This is a genomic window from Halohasta litchfieldiae (assembly GCF_002788215.1).
Lineage (GTDB): Archaea > Halobacteriota > Halobacteria > Halobacteriales > Haloferacaceae > Halohasta > Halohasta litchfieldiae.
Genome location: NZ_CP024845.1, coordinates 2,104,351 through 2,128,933 on the forward strand (window position 1 = coordinate 2,104,351; position 24,583 = coordinate 2,128,933).

Genomic DNA, 24,583 nt, shown 5'->3' on the forward strand with positions numbered 1-24,583 from the left:
GTTTCGGTCCCAGTTATAATCGTTACTCGATATCGAGATCCGCCAGCGTGAGTTGCCAATGGTCCGGATCGGTGAGTCGCTCCGCTGAGAGCCGCGATTGCTGATCCGCCGGTACAGTCGACGTCCCGGACGTCTCCGGCGTTCGAATGGCGTGTGTCGTTCGTGTCGAGGCAGTCGACACCGGAAACGCATCGTCACGACAGAACCCATACCGACGGAACAGCCCCGGATAGTAGTCTGTCGGCGCTCGTATGAGGTCGACGTCGGTGGTGTCCTCCAGCAGCGCCCCGAGGAGCGCCTCGACGGCCGCCGGTCGTGTAGCCGCCGTCTGCATGGGCTGGAGATCGAAGAGATAGCAGATTCGCGCCTCATCGGTCTGTTCGGTGGCGGCGATGAGGCTCCCGACTGTCTCGCCGTCGTCGACAGCGACGTAGCTCGTCGTCTCCCAGTTGGGGTTGGCGAACCGCCACTTTAGGAAGGGTCGATCACGGACGACGTGAGTCCCGGTCGGCCGCGTCGACGAATAGAGATCGTGAATCGCATCGATCCGAACGCCGGACGAGCGCTCGATGGTGATCTCCTCCGGAGCGGATGCGAGCCAGTCGAGTGCGTTGAGTCCGACACCGCAAACCGGTGTGCCAACCCGAGCGGCCAGCGCGACGATTGCCGAGTGGTCGGCGTTCGTTCTGTCGACGAACGCTCGTGGATTTTGCACCCGGTAGCGACAGGCAACCGATCCGACCGTCTCCCAGTCGAACTGTTCGAGTCCGGGACGCAGTTGCTCGTTCGGGAAATTGAAAAACAGCGAGACGTCCGTGAGGTGGCGGTCGAGTGTGGCTTTGGTCATCCGGGTGAATAGCCCCTGCCGTCGGTGGTCAGGGTGGACGATCCAGTCGACGGGCTGGAAGACGTCGTGGACGGTCTCGCCGATACGAAGCCGATACGGAAGTAGTGGCTCGGCTCCGACGAGTTCGCCATCGGATTCGACAACGGTCATCTGGACACCGTCCCGGTAGGGGTTGGCTTCGAACCGCCAGTTGAACCAGTCTACGGATTTCCGTCGACCCCAAACCGTCTCGTATAAGGAGAGAAACCGGTCTCGGTCTGTTGGTCGGTAGGGACGAACCTGATACTCCCCAACCGACTGTTGTTGTGTCGTTACCATGCTCGTTTATGCACTATCGCATAGCAGGTGTCTTTGTTACCGCCTGCTTTCGAGGCTTCGACAGTCGACTCACTGCTTCGAGAGGATCGCTCTCGGAGAGACGGTTCCGCACGCTAACAGTGGCACTGCGCGCCGGTCGGTAGCAAACTGGTTTCGTAACAACAACCTACTGAACGTAGTTGGTAATATCTCGGCTCTGTTAGGCGTTTTCGAGTTGGGTTCGGAGTTCGGCCTCGTCGACCTCGTATTTGAACGCGGGCCACCCATCGACGAAGACGTAGGGAACCCGGTCGCCGTACTCCGCCCGGAGCGTTTCGTCGGTGTCGACGTCGACCTCCTCGATTGTGACGTGGGTGTCGACTTCCTCTGCGACCCGTTCGATTGTCGACTTCGCCTCTTCGCAGAGATGGCAGTCGGCCCGCGAATAGATCTTCACCGCGACTGGAATCGCCATGTGGGCTCTCGGTGGGCCGGGAAGGCAAGCGTTACGACCGCCGCCCGAAAGGAGTTCGTATGGCGCGGATCGTGTTGGTTCGACACGGCGAGACGCAGTGGAACCGCGACCGGCGGGTCCAAGGGTGGGCTCCGGTCGCCCTCACTGACCACGGTCACGAGCAGGCCGAGCGGCTGGCCGCGGCGCTCGCCAAGCGCTACGACGTCGACCGACTCATCTGCTCGGATCTCCGACGCACCCTCGAAACCGCTCGTCCCATCGGTCGGGCTGTCGACTGTGAACACACGCCGGACCGTCGCTGGCGGGAGCGGAATTTCGGTGTGCTACAGGGACTCGACTACGGCGAACTGTTTTTGGGTCACCCGGAGTTCACACTCAGCGAGGTGGGGTACACGGCCGCCGAAGCCCGACCCGAGGGCGGCGAGAGTCTGGTCGACCAACGCGAGCGCGTCCTCGGGGCGTTTGCGACACTCCGCGAGGAGCTTGGCCCTGACGAAACTGCTGTCGTCGTCACCCATGGCGGGCCGCTGTACTTGGTTCTCGGCTGGGCGCGTGGACTCAATATCGAGGCGACGATTCTCGATCAGGAACAGGGCAACTGTGCGATCAACGAACTGGTCGTTTCGGAATCCGGGGTCGACGTGGTTGTCGAAAACGACACCGACCATCTCGACGCCGAACCGCTGTGATTAGCTCGACGGATACTGCTGGGAAAACACGTCTTCTGTCTCGGTGTCATCGCTCTTGTTTGCGGGACTGACGCTGCCGGTTTGGTAGCCGTGCAGATCCAGTGTTACGTGATCGAACCCGAGATCCGAGAGGTGATCTCTGGCCGCCTGTGCGAACTCGGGATCGAGCGCTGCATCGAGTTCATCGGGAGCGACTTCGATTCGGGCCAACCCGTCGTGGTCCCGGACGCGGAACTGGTCGAACCCCCACGTTCGCAGCAGTCGTTCGGCCTTTTCGACTCTGGTGAGTTTCTCTTCGGTGACTTCCAACCCGGTCGGAATCCGCGAAGAGAGACAGGCCATCGACGGCTTGTCGGCGACTGACAGCCCCCGGTCTTCGGCAATCTCTCGGACCTCGGCTTTCGTAATCTCGTGGTCCAACAGCGGCGAGCGAACCGAAAGCTCTTCGACCGCTTGCAGGCCGGGGCGGTGGCCCTCGCCGGGGTCGGAGGCGTTGGTCCCATCGCAGACGGTTTCGATCCCGAGTCGACGCGCGGTGTCGTACATCTTGCCGAGCCGCATCGTCCGGCAGTGGTAACAGCGGTCGCCGCTGTTGTCGACGAAATCGGGGTTGTCGAGTTCTGAGAACTCCACCAACTCGTGGCGAATCCCGATTTCCTCGGCCACACTGGTTGCGGCATCAAGTTCGGCCGCGGGCAGCGTTTCACTTTTCGCCGTACAGGCGACTGCCTGCTCGCCGAGGGCCTCGTGGGCGAGCGCCGCGACGACCGCCGAGTCGACGCCACCCGAAAACGCGATGAGGACGCCGTCGCAGTCGGCGAGGTCTGCCCGCAGGGCCGCGGCTTTCTCCGTTGGAGTCATTGGCCACCGAATGGCCTGCCCGGTCAAAAGACCGTTGTTCACTGCCTGTTTAGTTAGCAGACGGCCACAATGCTCATAGTATCACGTTCCGTCTTTTGATTCGGGTAGTGACACCACAGCAACACGACTGCTGGCCCGTTGTGGACCACTATGCTGTCGTGTCATGTGTCGACGCTCCCTCCGGCAGTGTCGACACCGGATTGGCCCTCGCTGCCGTTGCTACCCTGCTCCGGCTCAGTGTTCAGTGCAGAGACGGTCTGCTGTAGACGGTTCCCGATAGACCGTCGATATGCGGCGGTCAATACGGCAACGTCGGACAGCAAACAGTCTACGACGCCCGTGGGGCGGGCGTCACTCCCCCCCCCTTTCTGTCGCTGACCCGCATCCTTTAGTCACTCCCCGAGAGACCCGCAGGCGATGGAGTTCGAAGCGATTCCGGGTGTTGGCCAGAAGACAGCCGCCGCACTCGCGGAGCTCGACGACCCCGAGACCGCCCTCGAAACGGGTGACGTGCTGACGATTGCGGCGGCTCCCGGCGTCACCGACGGGCGGGCCGCGGCTATCGCTCGCGGCGCGATCCAGCGCCGTCACGACGATCCCGGCGGCTTTCTGGCAACTGATCGCTCCAAGTCACTGTACGACGATGCCCTCTCGCTCCTCCAAGAACGCGCCGTAACCACGTACGCTACAAAACGACTCGAAACGCTGTATCCCAGCCCCCGGCAGTCCCGTATCAACGAGGTCCGCGAGTTGGTCGACCGCGCCCTCTCTCACGAGCCAGACACAGCTGTCCTCGACGCTCTCGGCGGCGTCGAACCACTCGAATCGCCCTCGGGACTCCGCGTTCGGGACCGCTGTTTGGCGACCGCCGACGCCGAACAGTACGCCAAAGCCAAGAGTAAGATGCCGGAGCTATCGGCCGAAGTCGTCGACGACGCCCGAGACATCGACGAACTGGCCCGCTCGTATGCCACCGTCTTCGTCCTCGACGAGTCGTTCGCCGGGATCGATATCGACGGCGACGTTCGGATTCTGCCCGACGCCCTCGACAAACCCGAGACAGTCGTCCCCGAACGCCTGCTGTCGGTGTTTGCGACGAATCGCGACCGAATCATGGCTGCCGCCGAGGTTCATCGACTGGCCGGACTGGAGCCGCCGTGTGATCTCGACGCACTCGAAGACGGCCTCTCGCGTGTCGACGACGACGGTACCATCGTCGGTGACGACGAACTTCGGCGGCTCGAAGTCGCTGTCGACGATCTAGATGCGGCGGTCGGCACCGCCGAATCGGTCGCCAACGACTATCTCCGGGATGCGATCAAGGAGCGAAACGTCACCATCGAGGGCCAAGACTTCCTCTCGCTGGTCGAACAGGGCGCGCGCGTCGACTCGCTTCTGGCCCGCGAACTCGACGAGGATTTCGAAACCGCAGTTAAAAAGTCCCGAACTCATCTCACCGAGAGTCTCTCGCTTGCGCCCGAAGAAGCTGAACTCGCCGACCGAATTTTCGATGGCGATCCGACCTTCCCGATCAATCGACGCGAGGACGCTGTCGGTCGGCTTAAAAATGAACTCACCGCCGCCCGTGACCGCCGGGCAACCTCGTTAAAAACGGAGTTGGCCGCTGATCTCGCCGACCTTCGAGGGCCGGTCGACCAACTGGTTCGAAACGCCCTCGAACTCGACGTGGAACTCGCTATTGCTCGCTTCGGGCGGGATTTCGACTGCGTGATGCCGGCGTTCGACGACCCCGAGACCGGTTTCGAGATCAGGGCTGGTCGGTCGCCGCTGTTGGATGTCGAGTTCGAAGACGTCGACCCAGTCGACTACGGAGTCGAAGGCGTTACACTCCTCTCTGGTGTCAACTCCGGCGGAAAGACGTCACTGCTGGATCTCGTTGGGCTGATCGTGATTTTGGCTCACATGGGACTGCCAGTGCCCGCCGAATCGGTCCGGCTCCAGCGGTTTACCGAACTGCACTACTACGCCAAATCGCAGGGCACGCTGGATGCGGGGGCCTTCGAGAGCACGCTCAAGGAGTTCGGTGACCTGATTTCGGGGGCCGATGGGCGGCTCGTTCTGGTCGACGAGTTGGAGTCGATTACCGAACCCGGCGCGAGCGCGAAGATCATTGCTGGGATTTTGGAAGCACTGGACACACAGGGTGCGACCGCCGTCTTCGTCTCTCACCTTGCCGACGAGATTCGGGAGGCGTCGGCTGTCGATGTCGCGGTCGACGGGATTCAGGCGACTGGACTGGTCGACGGCAAGCTACAGGTCAACCGGTCGCCAGTAAAGAATCACCTGGCGCGGTCGACGCCGGAGTTGATTGTCGAGAAGCTCGCGGGGGAGGCGACCGACGCGACGTTTTACGAATCACTGTTAGAGAAGTTCTAAGCCGCTGACTCCCGTACGGGATGGACAGGATTTTAAGCGGTGGGGCAGGAGAATATGCTACTATGGGTAAGAAATCGAAAGCACAGAAAAAGCGGCTGGCGAAACTCGAAAATCAGAACACGCGTGTCCCAATGTGGGTCATGATGAAGACGGATATGCAGGTCTCACGAAACCCGAAACGACGCAACTGGCGGCGCAGTAACACTGACGAATAACAATGAGTACGAGTGATTTCGAAGAACGCGTCGTAACGATTCCGCTCCGTGACGTCCGCAAGGTCGCCGTCCAAGAGCGTGCCGACCGAGCGATGAAAATCATCCGCGACCACCTTTCGCAGCACTTCAACGTCGAGGGCGACGAGGTCCGTCTCGACCCCTCGATCAACGAGAAGGTCTGGGAAAACGGTCGACAGAACCCGCCGTCGAAGCTCCGTGTGCGCGCAGCTCGCTTCGTCGAAGACGACGAAGCCATCGTCGAAGCCGAAGTCGCCTAACACGTGCTTCGCACTTCAGTCGCTGGCTCCTCGTACGTCGGTGTTTTCGCCCGCGCAACGCCGGACTGTCTACTGGTCCGCCACGACGTCGACGACGAGCTAGCCGAATCGATGGCCGACGAGCTTGGCGTCGCAGCAGTGCCAACTACGGTCGGCGGCTCCGGTACGGTTGGCTCGCTGGCGGTCGGCAACGAAAACGGCATGTTGGTCTCGGGTCACATCACTGACCGAGAGACCGAACGCATCGAGTCTGCCGTCGACAAACCGGTCGTCGAACTCCCCGGCAAAATCAACGCCGCCGGGAACGTCGTCCTCGCGAACGATTACGGTGCGTATGTCCACCCTGATCTCACACGCGAGGCCGTCACAGCGGTCAAGGAGGCACTTGATGTGCCTGTACTACGCGGCGATCTCGGCGGTGTCGACACGGTCGGCACCGCGGCGGTTGTCAACAACACTGGCGTGCTCTGTCATCCCAAGGCCAGCGAGGACGAACTCGAAACGCTGGAGGACCATCTCGACGTGTATGCGGATCTCGGGACGATCAACTACGGAACGCCCCTCCTCGGTTCGGGACTGGTGGCCAACGACGAGAGCTATCTCGTCGGCGAGGACACGACCGGGCCGGAGTTGGGTCGGATCGAAGACACGCTCGGCTTCCTCGACTGAGTCAGCGTCCGGTCGACGTTCTTTTGGGCTATTTCCCGCTTCGAGGCTTTCTCTGTGGCCTATGTCCCGTCATTCAGTTATCGCGCGGATGGCTCTCACGCCATCCCTGAGTAGGAAGATACTTCCGGGTCGCTACCCGACCCTTTGGGTATGAGTCAGTTCACTATTAGTGGTCAGTTCGACGGCCGAGATGGCCCGAGATCTTTCTCAAAGGATATCGAAGCGGTCAACGAGAACGTCGCACGCGAGCACATTCTCTCCCAGTTCGGGAGCGAGCACGGTCTCAAACGCACACAGGTCACGATTGAGGAGGTTGTCGCAGCATGATGGGCGGCGGCGCAAGCAGTGGCGGCGGCGGCCAGCAGCTCCAGCAGCTCCAACAGCAGCTCGAAGCACTCGATGCAGAGATCGCCGAACTCAACGAAGAGATCGACGAGCTCACCACCGAACGCGGAGAGATCGACGAGGCAGTCGAAGCCCTCGAAACCCTCGACAGTGGCTCGATGGTGCAGGTGCCGCTCGGCGGCGACGCCTACCTGCGCGCAGAGGTCCAAGACATCGACGAGGTCATCGTGAGCCTCGGCGGCGGCTACGCGGCCGAGCAGGACCAGGACACCGCAATCGACTCGCTCCGACTCAAACAGGATGCCCTCGACGACCAGATCGACGACGTCGAAAGCGAGATCGACGATCTCGAAGAGGAAAGCGGTGAACTCGAAGAGCAGGCCCAGGCAATCCAGCAGCGCATGCAGCAACAGCAGATGCAGCAGATGCAGGCGATGCAGGGCGAAGAAGACGGCGAATAACGCGCCGACCGACCTAGAAATTCTTTCCAGCCGTGTTCGATGGACTCAAAGACAAACTGAGCAAGTTCCGGAACGACGTCGAAGAAACCGCCGAGGAGAAGGCCGAGGCGGAAGACGTTGAAGAGACCGACAGCGAGGCCGCTGCCTCGGACAGCGAGGCCGCTGCCTCGAACGCCGAGTCGGCCTCCCCCGACACTCAGTCGACACCGGAGCAGGAATCGCCCACAGACACATCGTCAACCGACGGTACAGCCACCGCGGAGACGACAGAACAGGTCGACACCACCGACTCCGGAGCTTCCGACAGTACCGAGTCGACTGAGACTGCTGAGGAGACCGACGACGAAGACGAATCGTCAGGTCCCGGCAGACTCAAGCGCGCGGCGGCGTTCGCGACAGGGAAGATCATCATCGAGGAAGAAGACCTCGAAGATCCGCTCTGGGAACTCGAGATGGCACTCCTCGAAAGCGACGTCGAAATGAGTGTCGCCGAGGAGATCCTCGAAACCGTCCGCGAGAAGATGATCGGCGAGACCCGCAAACAGGTCGACACGACCGCCGAACTCGTCGAACTCGCACTTCATGACGCCTTGGTCGACGTGATCAGCGTCGGGCAGTTCGACTTCGAAAAGCGGCTCGCCGAGGCCGACAAACCCGTTACCATCGTCTTCACCGGTGTCAACGGTGTCGGCAAGACAACGTCGATTGCCAAACTCTCGGAGTATCTTGCCGACCGGGGCTATTCGTCCGTTTTGGCCAACGGTGACACCTACCGCGCCGGGGCGAACGAACAGCTCCAGAAACACGCCGACAATCTCGACCGCAAGCTCATCTCCCACGAACAGGGTGGTGACCCCGCGGCCGTCATTTACGACGGCGTCGAGTACGCCGAGGCCCACGATATCGATGTCGTGCTCGGTGATACCGCGGGTCGACTCCACACCAGCGACGACCTGATGTCGCAGTTGGCCAAGATCCACCGCGTCGTCGATCCCGATCTGACGCTGTTCGTCGACGAGGCGGTCGCCGGACAGGACGCCGTGATGCGCGCCCAGGAGTTCGACGACGCCGCGACGGTTGACGGCACGGTGCTGACGAAGGCCGATGCCGACTCCTCAGGTGGGGCGGCGATCTCGATCTCGTATGTGACCGGCAAGCCGATCTTGTTCCTCGGCACCGGTCAGGGGTATGACGACATCGAACCCTTCGTGCCCGAGGAGCTCGTCGACCAGCTGCTCGGCGAGGAGTAACTCGCGGGACGGTACGACGCCCGCGAAATCGACCGGCTCTTATCGGGCTCGCGTTCGATGCTGTCGTAATGAGTAGCGACTCGGAGTTCGAGATGTTACCGCCAACAGCAGACACCTCCATGCCGACCAGTTGGTTAAGTAGATAGAATGAGTTGCGTGTCGGTAATGGGGACGGGTACTGGTGGACGAGTTAGCTGACGTGATCGAGGAGGTCGACGGCTCCGAGAAGACGTTATTACTAATGAACCTGACTGATACAGCAGCCAAGCCACAGATTTCGTTGTTAGACCGTGTCTTCGATGCAGAGTCAGTCACCGTCGCTGAACGACAGCTTCCGGATGGAGAGGACAATCTCGTCTGTCTCGTCGACGATGGGGAGGTCGTTGCCACATCGTCGTGGGCAGAACTCAAACGTGCGTTTCTGTTGATCAACACCGACCGATATAAAACGGGGACCAAGCAGATCGAGACCGGCTCGTTCCCGGATGTGTTGACCGGACTCAACGACATTGAATTCACGGTCCGCGGCTATCCGGACTCCAACAAGGAGAAACTGCTGTTGGTCGTTATCTCTCGGTTCATCGAGTTTCAGGCACTCTCGGAGGGTGCTGGGGAGTTCGATGCCTCCTTTCAACTGTTGTCCCGTCTCGACGACGAGTATGGAACCAAGCGCGTCTATGAGTGGCTGGCCGACTCCGACGTTGAGACCCACGTGTACGGACTCCGGGACGATCCGACTGTCGTCGACACACTCGGCGTCACTGTCCATGCCAATGATTCGGCGGAGCTTCGTCGACTCTGGTTTGTGGTGTTTGTCCCACCTGCCGACTCACCAGCGGATCATATCGCACTTGTCGCCGAGGAAACGGGGCCGAACGTGTGGCGGGGGCTCTGGACGTACGATCCTGACCGCGTCCGGCGTATTCAAACCTACGTGCGAGAACAATTCTGAGCGGGTTCGTCGTTAGTGGAGTCGACGGAACGCGTCGCTGAGTTTACTGTCGGAAAACCCTTCGGCCGTCTCGGCGATTTCGGTTTCCATCTCCTCCATCCGTGCTTCGAGATCGGCAAACCGGTCCTTGTTTGCCAGTTTTCTCGATGAAAACTGGGAGGTGAGCACTTCGTATTTCTCGGAGAGCTGGTTGTACTCCGCGATGAGGTCCTCGTAGTAGTCGATCTGGAACGCCCGGTTGACGGCGTCCAACAGCTCGTCTTCGGAAACTGGCTTGGTGAGATAGCCGTCACAGGGCATATCGATGATGTCGATGTCGGGGTCGACTGCGGTCACCATAATAACCTGAAAATCCATCTCCCACTGGTCGATGTGGTCGATGACGACATCGCCCGACATCCCCGGCATCCGGCGGTCGACCAACACGAGGTCGACTTCACGCTGATCGAGTTCCATCAGCGCTGCCCCGCCGCTCAGCTCGACGATGGTCTCGTAGTCATCTTGTAAATACAGCTCGTAGGACTCGGCGACCATCTCCTCGTCGTCGACGATGAGGACGGTCTTCTCGCTCGTATCAATCATAACTACTACTGTTCACCGCCAGTAAAAATACTTTTGTTTAAATCATATTTAGTTGGTATATCTCGAACCGTGCCCCACCGCGGGCACTCTCAGTGACGGTTATTTCCCAGCCGAAGGTGTCGACGATTTCGGAGACGATAGCCAATCCGAGACCAGTGCCGTTCTCTGAGTTGGTGTAGCCGTACTCGAAGACGGTTTCGCGGCGATCAGGCTCGATACCGGGACCATCGTCGTCGATGTAGAGACCAATCGACTCGGTCGACGAGGTAGACCCATCGGCTGGTTCGATCACGCCGACCCGAACGGTGATCGCCTCGCCACCATGCTCGACGGCATTGCGAAAGAGGTTCTCGAACAGCTGTTGGAGCCGAGATCGTTCGGCTTCGATGCTCGGGAGTTCGGTGTCGACGTCCAGTGTTGCGGCCGTGTCGTCAGGCCATGCCGCCTCGATAACCGCCGACAGGTCGACTGGCTCCATGTCGATTGTGTTTCCCTCAGTGTCCATGAGGCCGAGGAGGTTGTCGATGAGCTCGTCCATCCGGTCAAGTGTCTCGCTGACTTCGTCGAGATAGCGACTCTCACACTGTGTTTTGGCGAGGTCGATCCCGGAGGTGGCCTTCTGAATGGGGCTACGGAGTTCGTGGGACACGAGACTCGAAAACTCTTCGATCCGCGCCTTGGCCTCGTCATGGCTGGTCTCGGCTGGATGTTCAACACCCACGATCTCGGCTGCGATAGCCGCCGCTCCGTTTTCCAGCGTCGTCGGATCGAGATACGTCTTGGCTCCTGCTCTGAGTGCCCGCGTCGCCAGACTACTACTGCCGTCAGTCGGCGCGACGATGACCGGCATCTCGGGAGCAACTGTGTCGAGAAGCTCAAAACAGTCCTGTGCGGGTGGATTATGATCGGTAACCACACAGTTTGGCTCCGTCTCGTCGACGAGATATTCCACACCTGCTGTCGTCGTCTCTTTTATAATGAGCCGATGGTTGCCCAAGGCGGACTCGATCTGAGAACCCATCTCCGTCTGCCCAATAAACAGAGACAGATCTCGACTTTCCATTGTCAGTACTGATAAGACCGGGAATAGTAATACCTCCGATAATTTAAGAATATATGACATATATTTGCCGGGGCGGCTGCCGTGGAAGTATATCCGAACCGGTTGTGCCACGCGGCGGACGAACAATGCTTTACCGGTTGGGGTTCCTACATCCGTCAAATGGTACTCGATGATCTCGGGAGTTCCCTTCGGGGAACACTCGACGACCTCCGCGGCAAGTCACGTCTCGACGAAGACGACGTCCAGGCGGTCGTCAAGCAGATCCAGCGGTCGCTGCTGCAGGCCGACGTCGACGTCGACCTCGTGATGGCGCTGTCGGACAGCATCAAAACGCGTGCTCTCAACGAGGAGCCACCGGGTGGCACAAGCGCCCGCGACCACGTCCTCAAAATCGTCTACGAGGAGCTCGTCGAACTCGTCGGCGACTCCACTGAACTCCCACTCGAATCACAGACGATCATGCTCGCCGGGCTTCAGGGGTCGGGGAAAACGACCACCGCCGCCAAGATGGCGTGGTGGTTCTCGAAGAAGGGACTCCGTCCCGCGGTCATCCAGACTGACACCTTCCGTCCCGGCGCGTACGATCAGGCCAAACAGATGTGTGAGAACGCCGAGGTCGACTTTTACGGCGATCCCGACGAGTCAGACCCCGTCAAGATCGCCCGCGAGGGGATGGAAGCCACCAGCGACGCCGAGGTTCACATCGTCGACACGGCGGGTCGACACGCACTCGAAGACGACCTGATCGACGAAATCGAGGAGATTGAGTCGACGGCCGACCCTGATCGAAGCCTACTGGTGCTCGATGCCGCAATCGGCCAAGGGGCCAAAGAGCAGGCCCAGCGGTTCGAGGAGGCTGTCGGCGTCGAAGGCGTCGTCATCACGAAACTCGACGGGACGGCGAAAGGTGGCGGTGCACTGACCGCAGTCAACGAAACGGACTCCTCGATTGCGTTCCTCGGGACCGGTGAAACGGTGCAGGATATCGAGCGCTTCGAGCCCAACAGCTTCATCTCCCGGCTGCTTGGCATGGGCGACCTCAAACAGCTCGCCGAGCGCGTCGAGCGGGCGATGGAGGAGACTCAGGCCGAAGACGACGACTGGGACCCCGAACAGATGCTTGAGGGGGAGTTCACCCTCAACGATATGCAGAAACAGATGGACGCGATGAACAAGATGGGCCCGCTCGATCAGGTGATGGACATGATTCCGGGGATGGGCGGCGGGATGATGGATCAGCTCCCCGACGATGCGATGGATGTCACCCAAAACCGGATGCGGAAGTTCGATATCATCATGGAATCGATGACCGACGCCGAACTCGAAGAGCCCCGCGCAATCGGTGCCTCGCAGGTCGAACGGATCGCCCGCGGCTCGGGGACCGACGAGGAGTCGGTCCAGGAACTCCTCGAACAGCACAAGATGATGCGCCAGACCATCCAGCAGTTCCAGGGGATGGGCGACGGCGACATGCAGCGGATGATGAAAAAGATGCAGCAGGGCGACGGCGGCGGCGGTGGCGGCGGTCTCGGTGGCCTTGGCGGTCCCGGCGGCTCGCTGTAACGATAGACGCTCTTTACAGCACGGTAGCCGGTTCCTACGGTTCGGCTTCTGTTGCTGTGCGGTTGTATTTCTCGGCTAACTCGCTGAGTTGTGGGTGTGGCTCGACGACGGTCTGTGGGGCTTGAAACGGCGTGATGCTCACTTCTCCGTCGACCACGGCCGCGCGGTCGCTGCCCTCGGGATAGACCCCATGATAGTCGACCAACGCTGGCTCCCATCCATCGCCCGCAATCGGTCGTGCGGCCCAGTAGCTGCTGTCGAACTCGTTGGTGCTACCGTTTGGTTTTATATCCGTCTCGTAATCAGCCAGCGGCGTCGTCAGTCGCATTCGATTCGGCGTCCGCGAGGGTATATTGACGTTGAGCAGATCTGTATCGTCATCAAACAGCTGACTGTTGAGCACTGACTCCACGACCGTGGCCATCACCTCGCCCGCAGGTTCGAATCCATCGTCACCGGGGTAGTACGTCTCGGAATCGTAGGCCGACACTGCGATGCCCGGGACGCCGAGAAACACACCCTCGACGACCGCGCCGATAGTACCGGAGTGACCCATCAGGTAGCTGCCGACGTTCGGCCCGTGATTGCAGCCCGAGACGATGAGGTCGACCGACTCGGCCTCCGGAATCCCACGCAGCCCAACCGCCGTACAGTCGGCGGGTGTCCCGTCGACGACGTATCCCCACTCGTGGTCGGTAATCTCGACACTGTTCGGCCGGTCATCACCCATCCCAGACCGGGCGCGTCCAACCCCACTCTGATCCGTTTCGGGGGCAACAACAACGACATCGGTCACCGTCGACAGTCCCTTATAAAGCGCTTCGAGCCCGGGGCTCTCGATTCCGTCATCGTTCGTCAACAGGACAGTCATCTCCCTGAGAATATCCGTCGACAAATAAAAACTATCGCCTGATCCGTCGGTCTTCGGATGGTAGTCAGTGGCTACTCAGTGGACAACGACGTCGACGGTTCGCGTTCGCGGGCCGTCACACTCCATGAACAGGATCGACTGCCATCGGCCCAACCCAAGCTTGCCGTTTTGGACCGGGACCGTGACGTGCTCGCCGAGTAGCATCGCCCTCACGTGGCTGTCGGCATTGCCATCGAGAGCATCGTGGGACCATCCTTCGTCGGGGACGAGGGCTTCGAGAGCGTTGGCGAGGTCCTCACGCAGTCGACGCTCGTTTTCGTTGACGATCACGCCAGCAGTCGTATGCCGGACGAAGACGGTACACACACCGTCGACGTCGGCTGGTATGGTCTCGGCCACGCGGTCTGTGATATCTACACTCGTCGTTTTGGCGTCCGTTTCGACGGTGAGTTCTGTCATGTGTCGACCACTCTCCCGGTGCTCGAAAAGCTGGTGTGTTGCGGAGTTGCTTGCTGGTCGACGGACCGACGGCCCTTTGATTATCCCGTTCGGACTGGGCGTGTGCAGTCTCTGTATCTTCTCCAGTCGGTCAGCGAATCACTCATCGAGGTGGTGCCGCGAGTTGTTCGCATTTCAGTGTTGATTTCGGTTGCTGTCTACATCGCCAACGTGGCGGTTGCGTTTGGGCTTGTCCAGAAGATTGCCGGGCTCTCGCGGTTTCTAACTGGTCCTGCAAACCTCCCCGACGAGGTCGGGACCGCAATTTTGACCACAACTGTGTCGACCACCGCGGGGTACGCAATGTTGGCTGATCTCCGGGAATCCGGCTTCCTAGACGACCGGGCGACGCTGATCGCGGTCGTCATGAACACGTTCTTTGGCTTCGCCCAGCACGTCTTTACCTACTATATTCCCGTCCTTATTCCGATTTTAGGACTCTACGTGGGCATCCTGTATGTCGCCTCACGGGCACTGATCGCACTCGCAATCAGTATCGTCGGCATCATTGCCGGTGCATTACTACTCTCCGAGGAGAACGTCGACATTGCTGCCCAGCTCGATCCGGACGAACTCGACACCGAAGAGGAGACTGTTCGCCACCGACTGCGTTCTGCGTGGGATCGCACCCGACCGACGCTTCGTCGTCTCGTCCCTCGACTGCTCGTCGTCTACACTATCGTGACGCTGATCGTCACCCAGTATGATCTGACGTCGATCACTGGCTCGGCCGATCCGCTGACGACACTCGTCGGGCTGCCAGCGGCTGCGGTTCCCGTCATCGCGATATACACGTTCGATACGACGGCGGGTGCTGCGACGATTGCCCCGCTGCTCGGTGAGGTGTTCACACCGAAGCAAGCGGTGGCAACGCTCCTGCTCGGTGGTATTGTTTCCTTTGCGGTGTCGACGTTCAAACGTTCGATCCCGTTTCAGTACGGGATCTGGGGTGCGGAGTTCGGGACGAAAGTAATCGTCGTCAACACGGTGCTCAAGATCGTTTTTATTTCACTGACAGTCGTCACACTGCTGGCGCTCTGAGCAGTTGGGTCAAAGGAGTGGTGGTGATAGACGGTGACGCCGCGTTAGTTGGTCTGCTCGACGCGCCACGTGGTCGCACCGGTGTAGGACCAGCGTTCAATCGACAGGTCGTCGACTGACTCCTGGAGTTTGACGATCAACGCGCCGATTTCCTTCGACGAGAGGCCAACGTCGTCGGCGATGAACTTGCTTTTGAAGTACATCTCGCCATCTTCGACGCGTGCGCGAAGGTAGTCGGCAAGTCGCTCGTCTTTCGGTTTGGAGTCGCTGGTCGACGCTTCGGAAACGGATTGTGGTGTGACACTCATTGTTAGTTGTGGGTGTGGCTGTGTCCAACGAACAGTGCGATCAGATTCAGCGCGAGCAGGCCAATGACGATGTAGCCGGTCTGTGGTTCGAGACCACCGGACAGGAGTGGCAGGTAGACCAGCGGCAGCAGGATCGCCGCCCAGAAGCTCACCCCTCTGATCGATGCTTCGAGCGCAAGCGTTCCCCGTCGCGCGGCATCTGTAACCGAGTCTGCTTCGACGCTCGTGTTCTGTCCATGGGTTGGTGTGAGGTTCTTCATCTGTTGGTCACCGTCTGATTACATCATGCAGCCAGATGCTCATATAATAGGTCGAGCATTGGCGTCGATTTACACTCTTCATCGGTAAAATGGGTACTACTCTAACCTTTTACAACGTCTTTAGATATGGTTAGAAATTTTATACTGCTCTCTAAAGCCATTATAGAATTGGGTTGGACTTGTGCTAGTAGCTGCTGTTTACCGCCGCTTAGATTGGTCGATGTCGGTTTCCCGACTGGACGGACCCTCGACTGGTCTCGCGCGCACTCGGCTCCTGTGTGACACCCTTCAGCGCGATTCGGGGTCGACGGGGGTTCCGTCTTCGGTTGGTGGGGCGATTGCGTCGATAATCGCTTCGACATCCGGTTCGCGAACCCGGACGTCGACCTCGATATCGCCGAGTTCGTCGGGGTTGCCGACCGAGAAGTTGACGACGCCTTGGAACGCCGCCTGCTTTTTCAGGGCGAACGAAAACCCGTCCTCATCGGCGTGATTGAAGAACTCTCGGCGGGCCGTATCGAGGATCTCCTGTTCGTGGAGGACATCCGAAAACGGGTCGAGCGTGTGTGTCTCGGCGACGAGTTTTCCCGGTTCGTGTGTGAACTCGGCATTTGGAAAGACGGTGCTAACCGCATCCTCGACACGATCAGTGACTTCGGTTGGCTCTACTGGCACTTCGATTCGGACGTCGATACTGTAGATCATTGGGTTGACTCGGCGTCAGCAGGTGGCTCGCTCGTCGACTCGACAAGGAGTTCGCGCGCAGTGGTTCGGAACGCATCGAGCGAGTCGGTGTTGTCGATGCGGTAGTCGGCGGCATCCATCACCTCACCCATCCCAAAGTCGAGTTCTCGCTGGTCACGGGCTCGGAGCTGTTCTAGGTCGCTGTCGGAGCCATCTCGGCCTCGCTCGGCGAGTCGCTCGGCACGGAGGTCGAACGGGGCCTCGATGCTCACGATCCGGAACTCGTCGCCGAATGCGTCTCGAAAGGCGTCGACTTCGACCATCGACCGGAGCCCGTCGACGAGGACGGTGTCGGTGTCAGTCTCCTCGACGGCATCTCGGACCAGCGGGAGCGAGCGTTCGGCTATCGCTGCCGGGCCGTGTTCCTCACGGAGTGCTTTGGCGACCGTGCCGTGGTCGGTCGACGGATCGCGGCCACGGTCACGGCAGGCCTGTCGGATGACATCACCCATCGTTACGACCGAAAGTCCCTCCTCGCGGGCAACCGCCGCCAGTTCCCCCTTCCCGCTTCCGGGCAGCCCGACAGTTCCAACTACTCTCATTAGACCGCGATAGTCGACAGACTGACTTACATGTGCTGTTCGCCGCCCGGCCCCGAACCCAAACGGCTTTGTACGCGATTGGTCGACCATTCGATGAGGGCACGTAGCTCAGCTTGGATAGAGCGTCGGACTTCTAATCCGACGGTCATGGGTTCGAATCCCATCGTGCCCGTTGTCTACGAACAACGTGAGTAGCAACGAAACAGGGATCGAACCTTGGAAGTCGCAGCGGCCGAGCGTAGCGAGGCCGACCGTCTTCCTCCGGTTCGAATCCCAAACTCAAAGAAATGGGAATAAATCGGACAGTCCGCGTCGACGACGACACGACCCAAGTGGTCGTCAACGCCTTTGAGCGCCGGTCACGGGATGTGGGATACAACGGCGAGCAGGCCGAATCGGTCGACGAAGCCGAGCGAATGCTCGAAGAGAAAGACGCCAGCGGCTTCGGCTCGTAACGATACTGTTTTGTGTCGGTTTGGTTTTGTATGGATCTTTAATTATCATAGAGTGAGAGACAGTGGCAAGGGGTTTTACTCGGTGCAGGATAGCTACTGTCAATGGAGACGGACCACCGCGTCCATATCGGTGATTCCCGCTCGCTCGAGCGGCTTGATTCGAACTCGGTCGACCTCGTGGTCACCTCACCGCCGTATCCGATGATCGAGATGTGGGACGATCTGTTTATTTCGCTGGATTCCGATATCGAAGGCCATCTCGCCGCTGGCCGTGATCGGGCAGCGTTTGAAGCTATGCATACGGCACTGGATTCGGTTTGGGAGGTGCTCGGTGAGGTTCTCGTCGACGGCGGTATCGCTTGTATCAACGTCGGCGACGCCACACGGAGCGTCGACGGTTCGTTTCGCCGCTATCAGAACCACGGCCGCATCGTCTCGGCGTTCGACGAACTCGGCTTCGAGCCACTGCCATCGATCCTCTGGCGCAAGCCGACCAACAGCGCGGCCAAATTCATGGGTTCGGGAATGTTACCGCCCAACGCCTACGCCACGCTGGAACACGAACACGTGCTCGTGTTCCGCAACGGGCCCAACAGTCGCTATTTCGAACCGAAAGCCGACCGGCGGTATACGGCCGCCTACTTCTGGGAGGAACGCAATCAGTGGTTCAGCGACCTCTGGACTGATATTACTGGTCGACACCAACAGCTTACTGGGACCGAAGACCGCGAGCGGTCGGCAGCCTACCCAGTAGCCATTCCCTACCGACTTATCAACATGTATTCGGTGTACGGCGACACCGTTTTTGATCCGTTTTGGGGAACCGGCACGACGACACTCGCTGCGATGGCCGCCGGGCGAAACTCGGTCGGCAAGGAACTCGATCCGGGCTTCGAAACCGAGTTTCGAAAGCGCGTCGACGCTATTGGAGACCTCACTGACCGCCTCGTTGCTGAGCGTCTCACCGCCCACGAAACCTTTGTTGCGGAGCGACAAGCCGAGGGCAAATCAATCGAGTACGAGGCCGACAACTACGACTTTGCGGTGATGACGAAACAGGAAAGACCGATCCAACTGTTCAGAGTTGCTGGCGTCGACCGAGATGCAATGTGCTACACCGTCGACCACGAGCCGGTCGGCGTCGACTGGCGCGAGGCGCTCGGTGCAGTATCGGAGCTGTGAGTAACAGAAAGCGTGCCGAATGGTACCGCAGCCGGGTACGGCGTTAGTACCGTGACGGCAGGAAGGCGAAGGCGATCAACGAGAAGACAAACAGCAACGAGGTGAACGTCACCCATCGGAAGCCAGACGTTCGCTCGCTGAACTGGTTTTGGGCTTCGACTTGAGCATTGTAGCTCGTCATATCCGACGTCAGCTGCACCGTACTGCTGTCGGGGAACAAGACGAGATACTCGGTGCTGTCTGCGAGTTCAGCGGTCCCTTCGTTGGAGAGGTCCTGCGTGTTGGTCTGGTCTTCGGTCCAGCCAACGGTGACACCGTCGGCCGTGATCTCGTCGACAGTCACCGTCTGATTGTTATAGGCGAACTGATCGCCGACACTGAAGCTCTGTGTTGCTGGCGCGGCGAAGTACTCTTCGGCCGGGACGAGTTCCTGTCCGCCACCGGATTGGATGACGACGTACTCTTGTCCGTCGATCTCTTGAGTTTCATTCGCTGCATCTGGATCGTTTTCGAGGATTGCCTGCCGGTCTTGGACCTCTTGGAAGGTGAATGCGGTCGCATTCTCACCCTCGATCAGCACCTGCCACTCGGTGCCATCGATTTCGACGGTATCCTCGTTGGCCCATGTCTCTGTCATCTCGACATCGGATTCGGTCCATTCGATGGTTCCCGAACCGGCTCCATCACTCTCCTCGATGGTGGTTACGGTGTACTGTTGGCCCCCGACGGTGAACGTCTCACCCTGCGCAAGCTCGTACTCGGGGTCTTCGAGTGTTATCGTTGGCTCTTCGGCCGTCGCGAGAAGCGTGTATGACGCTGCCGCGATCACTAAAAAGAACGCGACATACACTGCCACAGCGCGTCGTTGCATAAGTCAGCAAACGAACAGCCGCCGTATAACGATTACTAAGCTCTGCTCCGAAACAACCCGAATATGCTGTTAATCCTGACTATGTGCGGCCTCCGAAATCGGTGTCGACTGTGAACTGTAGCTCTCACCGCCAGTCCATGCCGGGTTCTCGTCGACTCCGTCGTGTTGGAGTTCGAATACTGAGCCGGTTCGGGCGTAGATAATCGGCGTCTCCTGGCTCCGGTCGAGTGTGTAGCCCAGCGGGAGCGTTCGCTCGGCAGTCGTTGGCGACAGCGTGAACGTCGACGGAACGGTTACCGTGGTCGTCGCGCCCGGCTGTAGCGTGAGGTGGGGTCCGAGCCGATAGCGCGTCCGTGTTGTGTCGGTGATCGTTGCGTTCGTCAGCCCAACGGTCTCGCTCCCGCCGTTTTTGATCGCCAATTCGATCTCGTCGTCCGTGGTTGTGGTCCCGACGATAGCAAGCTCCGTTCGCCGCGTCAGTCCCGTCTCGTATCGGTTGTAGACGATGACTGTCCCGACGAGCCAGACCAGCCCGGCGACGATCACCAACGCTGCCGTGTCGACGCCCAGAAACCAGAGTCCACCGCCGGTGGCCGCACCGATCACGAAGCCGACCAGTGAGGCAAGCGTCCGTGTCTCCAACCGGCGGAGTTCGGCATACCCACTTCGAACGGCAATCGACTCCTCGGCGGTCGATGATACTTCGGTTGGGTGCGGCTGTCGCAACACCCAGTAGGTACTGACCGGCCACGTAGCGAGGCTGACGCCTACGATCAGCGATATTGGGACTGCGTAGACGATGCCCACGGTTGCGGTGATACCACCGACGATAGCTGCGGTCAGCACACCAGTGATGATCGCTCGCGCGCGTCGGGCAAGCCCGTTCCATCGCTCGACCAGCGGGTCGACGCGGTCGCTACAGAACTGTGTGATGTCACTGCTGTGTTGGTTGAGGAGGCGTCCCACCAACCCAACCACGAAACAGACGACGAACGTTTGGAGGAAAACACCCACAAACGGCGGACCGAGCCGTTCTGGCAGCAATGAGAGTCGACGTGGGGTCCCGACCGCTCCGACAACAGCTGTCACAACTGCTGCGACAACGACCGACACAACCGTGAGCCGGAGGTACTGTGCGGCGTACTTTTTGCCTGCCTTTCGAACACGTTTGACGACCATTTGTGCTGTTCTGGACTGGTTATCACATTTAAAATACTGTATCGATGAAAGGTCTTATTTGCGAGAGTTCCGTTCAATCACTGTGAACTGTACACATATTACTGGGTATGGGCAGGCTCTGAGAGTCGCATCGTCCTTTCCAGTCGACTGTCCAACAGGGTCCGCACGGTAGGTGATACTTATGGCCACATACACCGCGATTGCGGACGTAAGCGAGACACTGGTTGCACTGCTTCGTGACCAGTTTGCCGCCCGCGATGACGTGTTTTCGATGGGCGGTGAGTCGGTTTCGCTGGTTGCGCCCGACGCAGTCGACGAGGAATCCGAGACACGGCTTTCGGTGTCGCTGTATCGGATCGAAGAGAACGCCTCGATGAAAAATACTGATTTGGCCCACGCGGCAGGCGATCCAACTGTCTCCCAGGAGCCGCCGCTCGCGCTTGATCTCTACTATCTGGTGACTGCCTACCCCGGTGGTGGGAGTGACGACGAGACAGCCGCGACAGTCGAACAGCAGCGCGTGTTGGGGCTGGCGATGCAGACGTTCCACGACAACGCCGTCCTGAGCGACGATCAGCTCACCGGCTCCCTCGATCCGGACGTCGACCTGCAGATCTCGCTGGTCAGTACCTCGGTCGACGAACTCACTGGGCTTTGGTCGACGGTCCCCGAGGCCGCCTTCCAGCCATCGGCGGTCTACCACGTCGGCCCGGTACTCATTGACTCCCGGCAGCGTGAGGAGGTAACGCCGGTCACTGATCGCGAGACGACAGTCGACCGCACGCCCGAGCGATAGTCGACCTCAACCGATACGAAATTTTAAACGTGAGATGTCGGCCAAAGCTACCAAGACGATGTACTGGACCGGCACTCGGTCGACAGCCCTCGGATTGCCTCCAGCCCTTGTTAGTCCGATCTCTGTCGGTGGTCGACTATGAACGGCAGCCGGTGGGATGACGGAGCCCTTGAACCACAAGTTCGGGAGATTGCGGTCACCGAGTCCGTCAGTGACACTCTCGGGGAGTCTGATCGCGGGACTGGCGGTATCGAGACCATCACGACTGGGATTGATTTTGACTCGAATCTCGGGTTGATAACGGTCGACGGAATGGAGCCGACTGCTGGACGCCTCGGCAATGGTGGCCTGTTCGCCGGGCTGCTCGGCCTCAATATCGCTCGCTACGACAGCCCAGCACGGCTCACGTTTCGTGACCATACGTTCGGTGTCGACGCAACCGACCCGGACTCGCCACTCGATCATCCCGCAGCTGTCCCACGTCCTGTAGATGTCCCACGTCCTGCAGATGGACCTCATCCTACGAATGGCTCACTGCAGGCGGCTGGGTCGCCAGTTCCCCCCGACATATCTGGGTCGCCGGTCGACCACGAGACGCCGATCTCGATGGCCAGTGATCCTAATCTGACCACTCGCAGCACACAGTCCGGTCCGTCGACTGATCTTCGCCACCGATTACCGGCCGACACAACTGCGCACTCTGTCTCACCCATCGCTGCCAGTCATGATCCGCGAACGCTGGTGTCGGTTACGGGTTCGCGTCGACAGGTGGCCACTCCTGCGGACGCCGGCCCCACAGAACACTCACACGTCCCCCGACCGTTGATTCGGTCCCGTCGGCCACTGGCGGAACTACAGTCTTATTCGGCCGAGCATGACCGCTCGCGCCGTCTCTCTGCGTCGACAGTGGAGTCGGCTACGGTATCAGATGGCTACTCTGCTTCTGATCCGACCATCCATGCGTCTGTCAATGACGCCAAGCCGTCTCGGCGTGTGTCACTGCCCGATCCTCCGGGACTGTCGACGGCTGAGACAGTCTGGCAGCCGCACACTCCGACACCAGATCGGTCCCCCGTCGACTCGTCGGGACGGCTATCTGTCGACACCCACCGATCTGTCGACAGCTCCCAGTCGGCTCCCTCACGGAGACGGCTACCCTCCCGGCGAACGTCGACGGCGGCTGGTCGGCCTACACCCCCCGACACGACACCCCCGCAGTCGGTCAACCAGCTATCGGCAGTCGACCGTTCGCAGACTCCGACGACAAGACGTGTCTCGTGGCCACGGAGTACTGATTCACTGGCTACACAGCCCGACAGTACCCACCGTAGCCGGGCACCCTCCCGACACCGACTGGCTGCTGTCGACCCACTTGACGGTACCACACCACCGAGTGGTAGTGGAGCAATGTTCTCGGTACCGTCGGCTCGGAGACCGAAACCCCGTTCGGAGCGCGTGGGCGTGACTGTTGCTGGAGAGACAACTGATGTAGAGCCGAAGGAGGCGACACCGACCGCCACAGCAGGTCGTGGACACTACGACCGCCCATTCACCACTGCACAGCAGTCCGGGCGGCGGCCATCATCGGGTCGACTGATCCAATCACCTGGTCAACAGAGGCAGTCCCAGCGACAGCCTTCGACTGCAGACATCTCGATACTGCGGCCGTTCATTCATTCCGGCAGTTCGGTTGCGTCGACACCATCGACCCTTCAGCGCTCTCAGTTCGACAGGCCTCCTTCCGGGTCCGGACTCTCCAGCGACGCTGTCGAGTCGAACGCACGCGTCTTTCGGACTCTACCCAGTGCTCGCAGCGCAGTTTCGGGTCCCGAGCGTCGACTGCAACCGACACAGTCAGCCACTCAAGCTAGTCATCAGGCACGCTCTCAGCCGCCGTCGACCGTCACCGGTGGACCCACGACCAGCCGGTCGCCGACTCGACAGCACACCAGCCGCCACAAACCACGGCAACGGCTTTCGGCGAGGGCTGCGACCTCCAACGATCAAACCGCTGTACGTGAGTTGTTCTCGACGAGCCGTCGACGGTCGGTTGTCGGCCACCGACGGCTGCAGTCCCAGTCGCCGATGCCAGTCCAGTCGGGGAATCGATCCCGAGGCATGGCTGGCGCTCGGAACACACAGTCGACCGGTTCGGCTGGCCGCGGTACGTTGACCGAACAGCACTCTCGGCAGGACCACCGGCGGTCAACTTCTGAGACGGCATTAGCACGGACACAGGTATCCGGCGCTGCTCCCGGCACCTCGATGGCTGTGACGGTCGACCGTGGGGCGACTCCGAGGAATGACCGCCGGCTAGCCCCGACGAATGGCGGCCAGTCAGCCAGCCACCCAGTCTCCCGTCGACAGTCACGAACGGGACAAACTCGAACGCCGACGCTGTTACCGGAAGCAACCGGTCGACGCCCGGCTGTCGATTCGGTCGGTGGCTGGGCGTCACTCACACAGCCACGACAGACCGCCGTCTCTCGGCTGTCGACTGCCTCGGTCGCCGGTCGAACTGTCGACCGGCACACCTCGGCGCTCTCTCATCGCTCATCGGTGTCGACGCCTGATCGAAACCTTCCGAATGCGGCTGACGCTCGCCAGCAGCCAGAGACGGTCGGATTGGCCATCGCGACCACCGACCGGAGCCAGTCGGCATCCGATGGTCGACGCAGCTTCATATCCGGTTCTACAGGATTCTCATCCGGTTCTCTAGAATCATCTCCGAGCGCGCACGCGGCACCTCAGACAGCGTATGCGACTATTACCCCTCCCACGAATACGACTCCACGTGCCATCCGGTCGACTGCCGTCGGGACGTACCGATCCATTGAGACGAGTCTCGGATCGGCCGACGATGCCAGTCGTGGGCAGTCTCACCCAGCCCTT

At 60.2% G+C, this 24,583-nt stretch carries 29 protein-coding genes and 1 tRNA gene; 15 read left to right on the forward strand and 15 right to left on the reverse strand.

Features of this window, described 5'->3' with window-relative positions; translation table 11 throughout:
* Nucleotides 1-22: 22 nt before the first annotated feature.
* The gene (locus tag HALTADL_RS10675) at nt 23-1,165 is read right to left on the reverse strand and encodes a GNAT family N-acetyltransferase (protein WP_089672894.1); all 1,143 of its coding nucleotides are present in this window, start codon (nt 1,163-1,165) and stop codon (nt 23-25) included.
* 199 nt (nt 1,166-1,364) lie between these two features.
* The gene (locus HALTADL_RS10680; protein ID WP_089672895.1) at nt 1,365-1,619 is read right to left on the reverse strand and encodes a glutaredoxin family protein; all 255 of its coding nucleotides are present in this window, start codon (nt 1,617-1,619) and stop codon (nt 1,365-1,367) included.
* A 59-nt stretch (nt 1,620-1,678) separates the two neighbouring features.
* Between HALTADL_RS10680 and HALTADL_RS10685 the strand changes: the two genes are divergently transcribed.
* The gene (locus HALTADL_RS10685; RefSeq protein WP_089672896.1) at nt 1,679-2,308 is read left to right on the forward strand and encodes a histidine phosphatase family protein; all 630 of its coding nucleotides are present in this window, start codon (nt 1,679-1,681) and stop codon (nt 2,306-2,308) included.
* Here the strand turns inward: HALTADL_RS10685 and larE are convergent, their stop codons facing one another.
* A complete protein-coding gene (larE, locus tag HALTADL_RS10690; protein ID WP_089672897.1) occupies nt 2,309-3,169 on the reverse strand; it encodes an ATP-dependent sacrificial sulfur transferase LarE in 861 nt (286 codons plus the stop codon).
* Between the two features lie 417 nt (nt 3,170-3,586).
* On the opposite strand from larE, the gene HALTADL_RS10695 reads away from it, so the two are divergent.
* From HALTADL_RS10695 to HALTADL_RS10730, 8 genes are all read left to right on the forward strand, one after another.
* The gene (locus tag HALTADL_RS10695; protein WP_089672898.1) at nt 3,587-5,566 is read left to right on the forward strand and encodes a MutS-related protein; all 1,980 of its coding nucleotides are present in this window, start codon (nt 3,587-3,589) and stop codon (nt 5,564-5,566) included.
* A 62-nt stretch (nt 5,567-5,628) separates the two neighbouring features.
* Nucleotides 5,629-5,781, forward strand: coding sequence for a 50S ribosomal protein L39e (locus HALTADL_RS10700; RefSeq protein WP_089672899.1), 153 nt, complete (start codon nt 5,629-5,631; stop codon nt 5,779-5,781).
* A 2-nt stretch (nt 5,782-5,783) separates the two neighbouring features.
* Nucleotides 5,784-6,059: a 50S ribosomal protein L31e gene (locus HALTADL_RS10705; protein WP_089672900.1), complete on the forward strand. Its 276-nt coding sequence runs from the start codon at nt 5,784-5,786 to the stop codon at nt 6,057-6,059.
* Nucleotides 6,060-6,062: 3 nt separating this feature from the next.
* Nucleotides 6,063-6,728, forward strand: coding sequence for a translation initiation factor IF-6 (locus HALTADL_RS10710; protein ID WP_089672901.1), 666 nt, complete (start codon nt 6,063-6,065; stop codon nt 6,726-6,728).
* Nucleotides 6,729-6,878: 150 nt separating this feature from the next.
* Nucleotides 6,879-7,055 carry a 50S ribosomal protein L18Ae gene (gene rpl18a / locus HALTADL_RS10715; protein ID WP_089672902.1) on the forward strand — a complete coding sequence of 59 codons (177 nt, stop codon included), beginning with the start codon at nt 6,879-6,881 and terminating at the stop codon, nt 7,053-7,055.
* Nucleotides 7,052-7,534, forward strand: a complete 483-nt coding sequence (gene pfdA / locus HALTADL_RS10720) for a prefoldin subunit alpha (protein WP_089672903.1) — start codon at nt 7,052-7,054, stop codon at nt 7,532-7,534. The genes rpl18a and pfdA overlap by 4 nt, the downstream gene beginning before the upstream one ends.
* Nucleotides 7,535-7,566: 32 nt before the next feature.
* A complete protein-coding gene (ftsY, locus tag HALTADL_RS10725; RefSeq protein WP_089672904.1) occupies nt 7,567-8,784 on the forward strand; it encodes a signal recognition particle-docking protein FtsY in 1,218 nt (405 codons plus the stop codon).
* A 181-nt stretch (nt 8,785-8,965) separates the two neighbouring features.
* Nucleotides 8,966-9,736 carry a histidine kinase gene (locus tag HALTADL_RS10730; protein WP_245708422.1) on the forward strand — a complete coding sequence of 257 codons (771 nt, stop codon included), beginning with the start codon at nt 8,966-8,968 and terminating at the stop codon, nt 9,734-9,736.
* Between the two features lie 12 nt (nt 9,737-9,748).
* On the opposite strand, the gene HALTADL_RS10735 is transcribed toward HALTADL_RS10730, so the two are convergent.
* Together HALTADL_RS10735 and HALTADL_RS10740 are read right to left on the reverse strand one after the other, a co-directional pair.
* Nucleotides 9,749-10,318 carry a response regulator gene (locus HALTADL_RS10735; protein ID WP_089672906.1) on the reverse strand — a complete coding sequence of 190 codons (570 nt, stop codon included), beginning with the start codon at nt 10,316-10,318 and terminating at the stop codon, nt 9,749-9,751.
* A gap of 37 nt (nt 10,319-10,355) precedes the next feature.
* Nucleotides 10,356-11,381: a sensor histidine kinase gene (locus HALTADL_RS10740; protein WP_162551714.1), complete on the reverse strand. Its 1,026-nt coding sequence runs from the start codon at nt 11,379-11,381 to the stop codon at nt 10,356-10,358.
* Nucleotides 11,382-11,540: 159 nt separating this feature from the next.
* On the opposite strand from HALTADL_RS10740, the gene HALTADL_RS10745 reads away from it, so the two are divergent.
* A complete protein-coding gene (locus HALTADL_RS10745; protein ID WP_089672908.1) occupies nt 11,541-12,944 on the forward strand; it encodes a signal recognition particle protein Srp54 in 1,404 nt (467 codons plus the stop codon).
* 34 nt (nt 12,945-12,978) lie between these two features.
* On the opposite strand, the gene surE is transcribed toward HALTADL_RS10745, so the two are convergent.
* A complete protein-coding gene (surE, locus tag HALTADL_RS10750) occupies nt 12,979-13,815 on the reverse strand; it encodes a 5'/3'-nucleotidase SurE (protein WP_089672909.1) in 837 nt (278 codons plus the stop codon).
* Nucleotides 13,816-13,890: 75 nt separating this feature from the next.
* Complete coding sequence (locus tag HALTADL_RS10755) at nt 13,891-14,274, reverse strand: secondary thiamine-phosphate synthase enzyme YjbQ (RefSeq protein ID WP_089672910.1); 384 nt, start codon at nt 14,272-14,274, stop codon at nt 13,891-13,893.
* A gap of 102 nt (nt 14,275-14,376) precedes the next feature.
* On the opposite strand from HALTADL_RS10755, the gene HALTADL_RS10760 reads away from it, so the two are divergent.
* Complete coding sequence (locus HALTADL_RS10760) at nt 14,377-15,354, forward strand: nucleoside recognition protein (protein ID WP_245708423.1); 978 nt, start codon at nt 14,377-14,379, stop codon at nt 15,352-15,354.
* Nucleotides 15,355-15,398: 44 nt separating this feature from the next.
* Here the strand turns inward: HALTADL_RS10760 and HALTADL_RS10765 are convergent, their stop codons facing one another.
* The 4 genes from HALTADL_RS10765 to HALTADL_RS10780 form a co-directional block, all read right to left on the reverse strand.
* On the reverse strand, nt 15,399-15,662 hold the full coding sequence (locus tag HALTADL_RS10765) for a DUF7123 family protein (RefSeq protein ID WP_089672911.1): 264 nt from the start codon (nt 15,660-15,662) through the stop codon (nt 15,399-15,401).
* Between the two features lie 2 nt (nt 15,663-15,664).
* The gene (locus HALTADL_RS10770) at nt 15,665-15,922 is read right to left on the reverse strand and encodes a hypothetical protein (RefSeq protein ID WP_089672912.1); all 258 of its coding nucleotides are present in this window, start codon (nt 15,920-15,922) and stop codon (nt 15,665-15,667) included.
* A 288-nt stretch (nt 15,923-16,210) separates the two neighbouring features.
* Nucleotides 16,211-16,627: an RNA-binding domain-containing protein gene (locus tag HALTADL_RS10775; protein ID WP_089672913.1), complete on the reverse strand. Its 417-nt coding sequence runs from the start codon at nt 16,625-16,627 to the stop codon at nt 16,211-16,213.
* A complete protein-coding gene (locus HALTADL_RS10780) occupies nt 16,624-17,208 on the reverse strand; it encodes an AAA family ATPase (RefSeq protein WP_089672914.1) in 585 nt (194 codons plus the stop codon). Before HALTADL_RS10780 ends, HALTADL_RS10775 begins: the two co-directional genes overlap by 4 nt.
* A gap of 97 nt (nt 17,209-17,305) precedes the next feature.
* Here HALTADL_RS10780 and HALTADL_RS10785 point away from each other — a divergent pair.
* The 3 genes from HALTADL_RS10785 to HALTADL_RS10790 all read left to right on the forward strand — a co-directional run bounded on the left by HALTADL_RS10785 (nt 17,306) and on the right by HALTADL_RS10790 (nt 18,845).
* Nucleotides 17,306-17,380: transfer RNA gene (locus tag HALTADL_RS10785), tRNA-Arg, on the forward strand.
* Nucleotides 17,381-17,495: 115 nt separating this feature from the next.
* Nucleotides 17,496-17,663, forward strand: coding sequence for a response regulator (locus HALTADL_RS17370; RefSeq protein WP_162551715.1), 168 nt, complete (start codon nt 17,496-17,498; stop codon nt 17,661-17,663).
* 102 nt (nt 17,664-17,765) lie between these two features.
* Nucleotides 17,766-18,845, forward strand: a complete 1,080-nt coding sequence (locus HALTADL_RS10790) for a DNA-methyltransferase (protein WP_089672915.1) — start codon at nt 17,766-17,768, stop codon at nt 18,843-18,845.
* A gap of 43 nt (nt 18,846-18,888) precedes the next feature.
* Here the strand turns inward: HALTADL_RS10790 and HALTADL_RS10795 are convergent, their stop codons facing one another.
* Together HALTADL_RS10795 and HALTADL_RS10800 are read right to left on the reverse strand one after the other, a co-directional pair.
* Entirely contained in the window at nt 18,889-19,716 is an 828-nt protein-coding gene (locus tag HALTADL_RS10795) for a hypothetical protein (protein WP_089672916.1), read from the reverse strand.
* A gap of 69 nt (nt 19,717-19,785) precedes the next feature.
* Entirely contained in the window at nt 19,786-20,895 is a 1,110-nt protein-coding gene (locus tag HALTADL_RS10800; protein WP_089672917.1) for a hypothetical protein, read from the reverse strand.
* Between the two features lie 181 nt (nt 20,896-21,076).
* On the opposite strand from HALTADL_RS10800, the gene HALTADL_RS10805 reads away from it, so the two are divergent.
* The gene (locus HALTADL_RS10805) at nt 21,077-21,691 is read left to right on the forward strand and encodes a DUF4255 domain-containing protein (protein ID WP_089672918.1); all 615 of its coding nucleotides are present in this window, start codon (nt 21,077-21,079) and stop codon (nt 21,689-21,691) included.
* Nucleotides 21,692-21,697: 6 nt separating this feature from the next.
* On the opposite strand, the gene HALTADL_RS10810 is transcribed toward HALTADL_RS10805, so the two are convergent.
* Together HALTADL_RS10810 and HALTADL_RS17375 are read right to left on the reverse strand one after the other, a co-directional pair.
* Complete coding sequence (locus HALTADL_RS10810; protein WP_143054151.1) at nt 21,698-22,111, reverse strand: hypothetical protein; 414 nt, start codon at nt 22,109-22,111, stop codon at nt 21,698-21,700.
* Between the two features lie 1,583 nt (nt 22,112-23,694).
* On the reverse strand, nt 23,695-24,225 hold the full coding sequence (locus HALTADL_RS17375) for a hypothetical protein (protein WP_143054152.1): 531 nt from the start codon (nt 24,223-24,225) through the stop codon (nt 23,695-23,697).
* Nucleotides 24,226-24,583 lie beyond the last annotated feature (358 nt).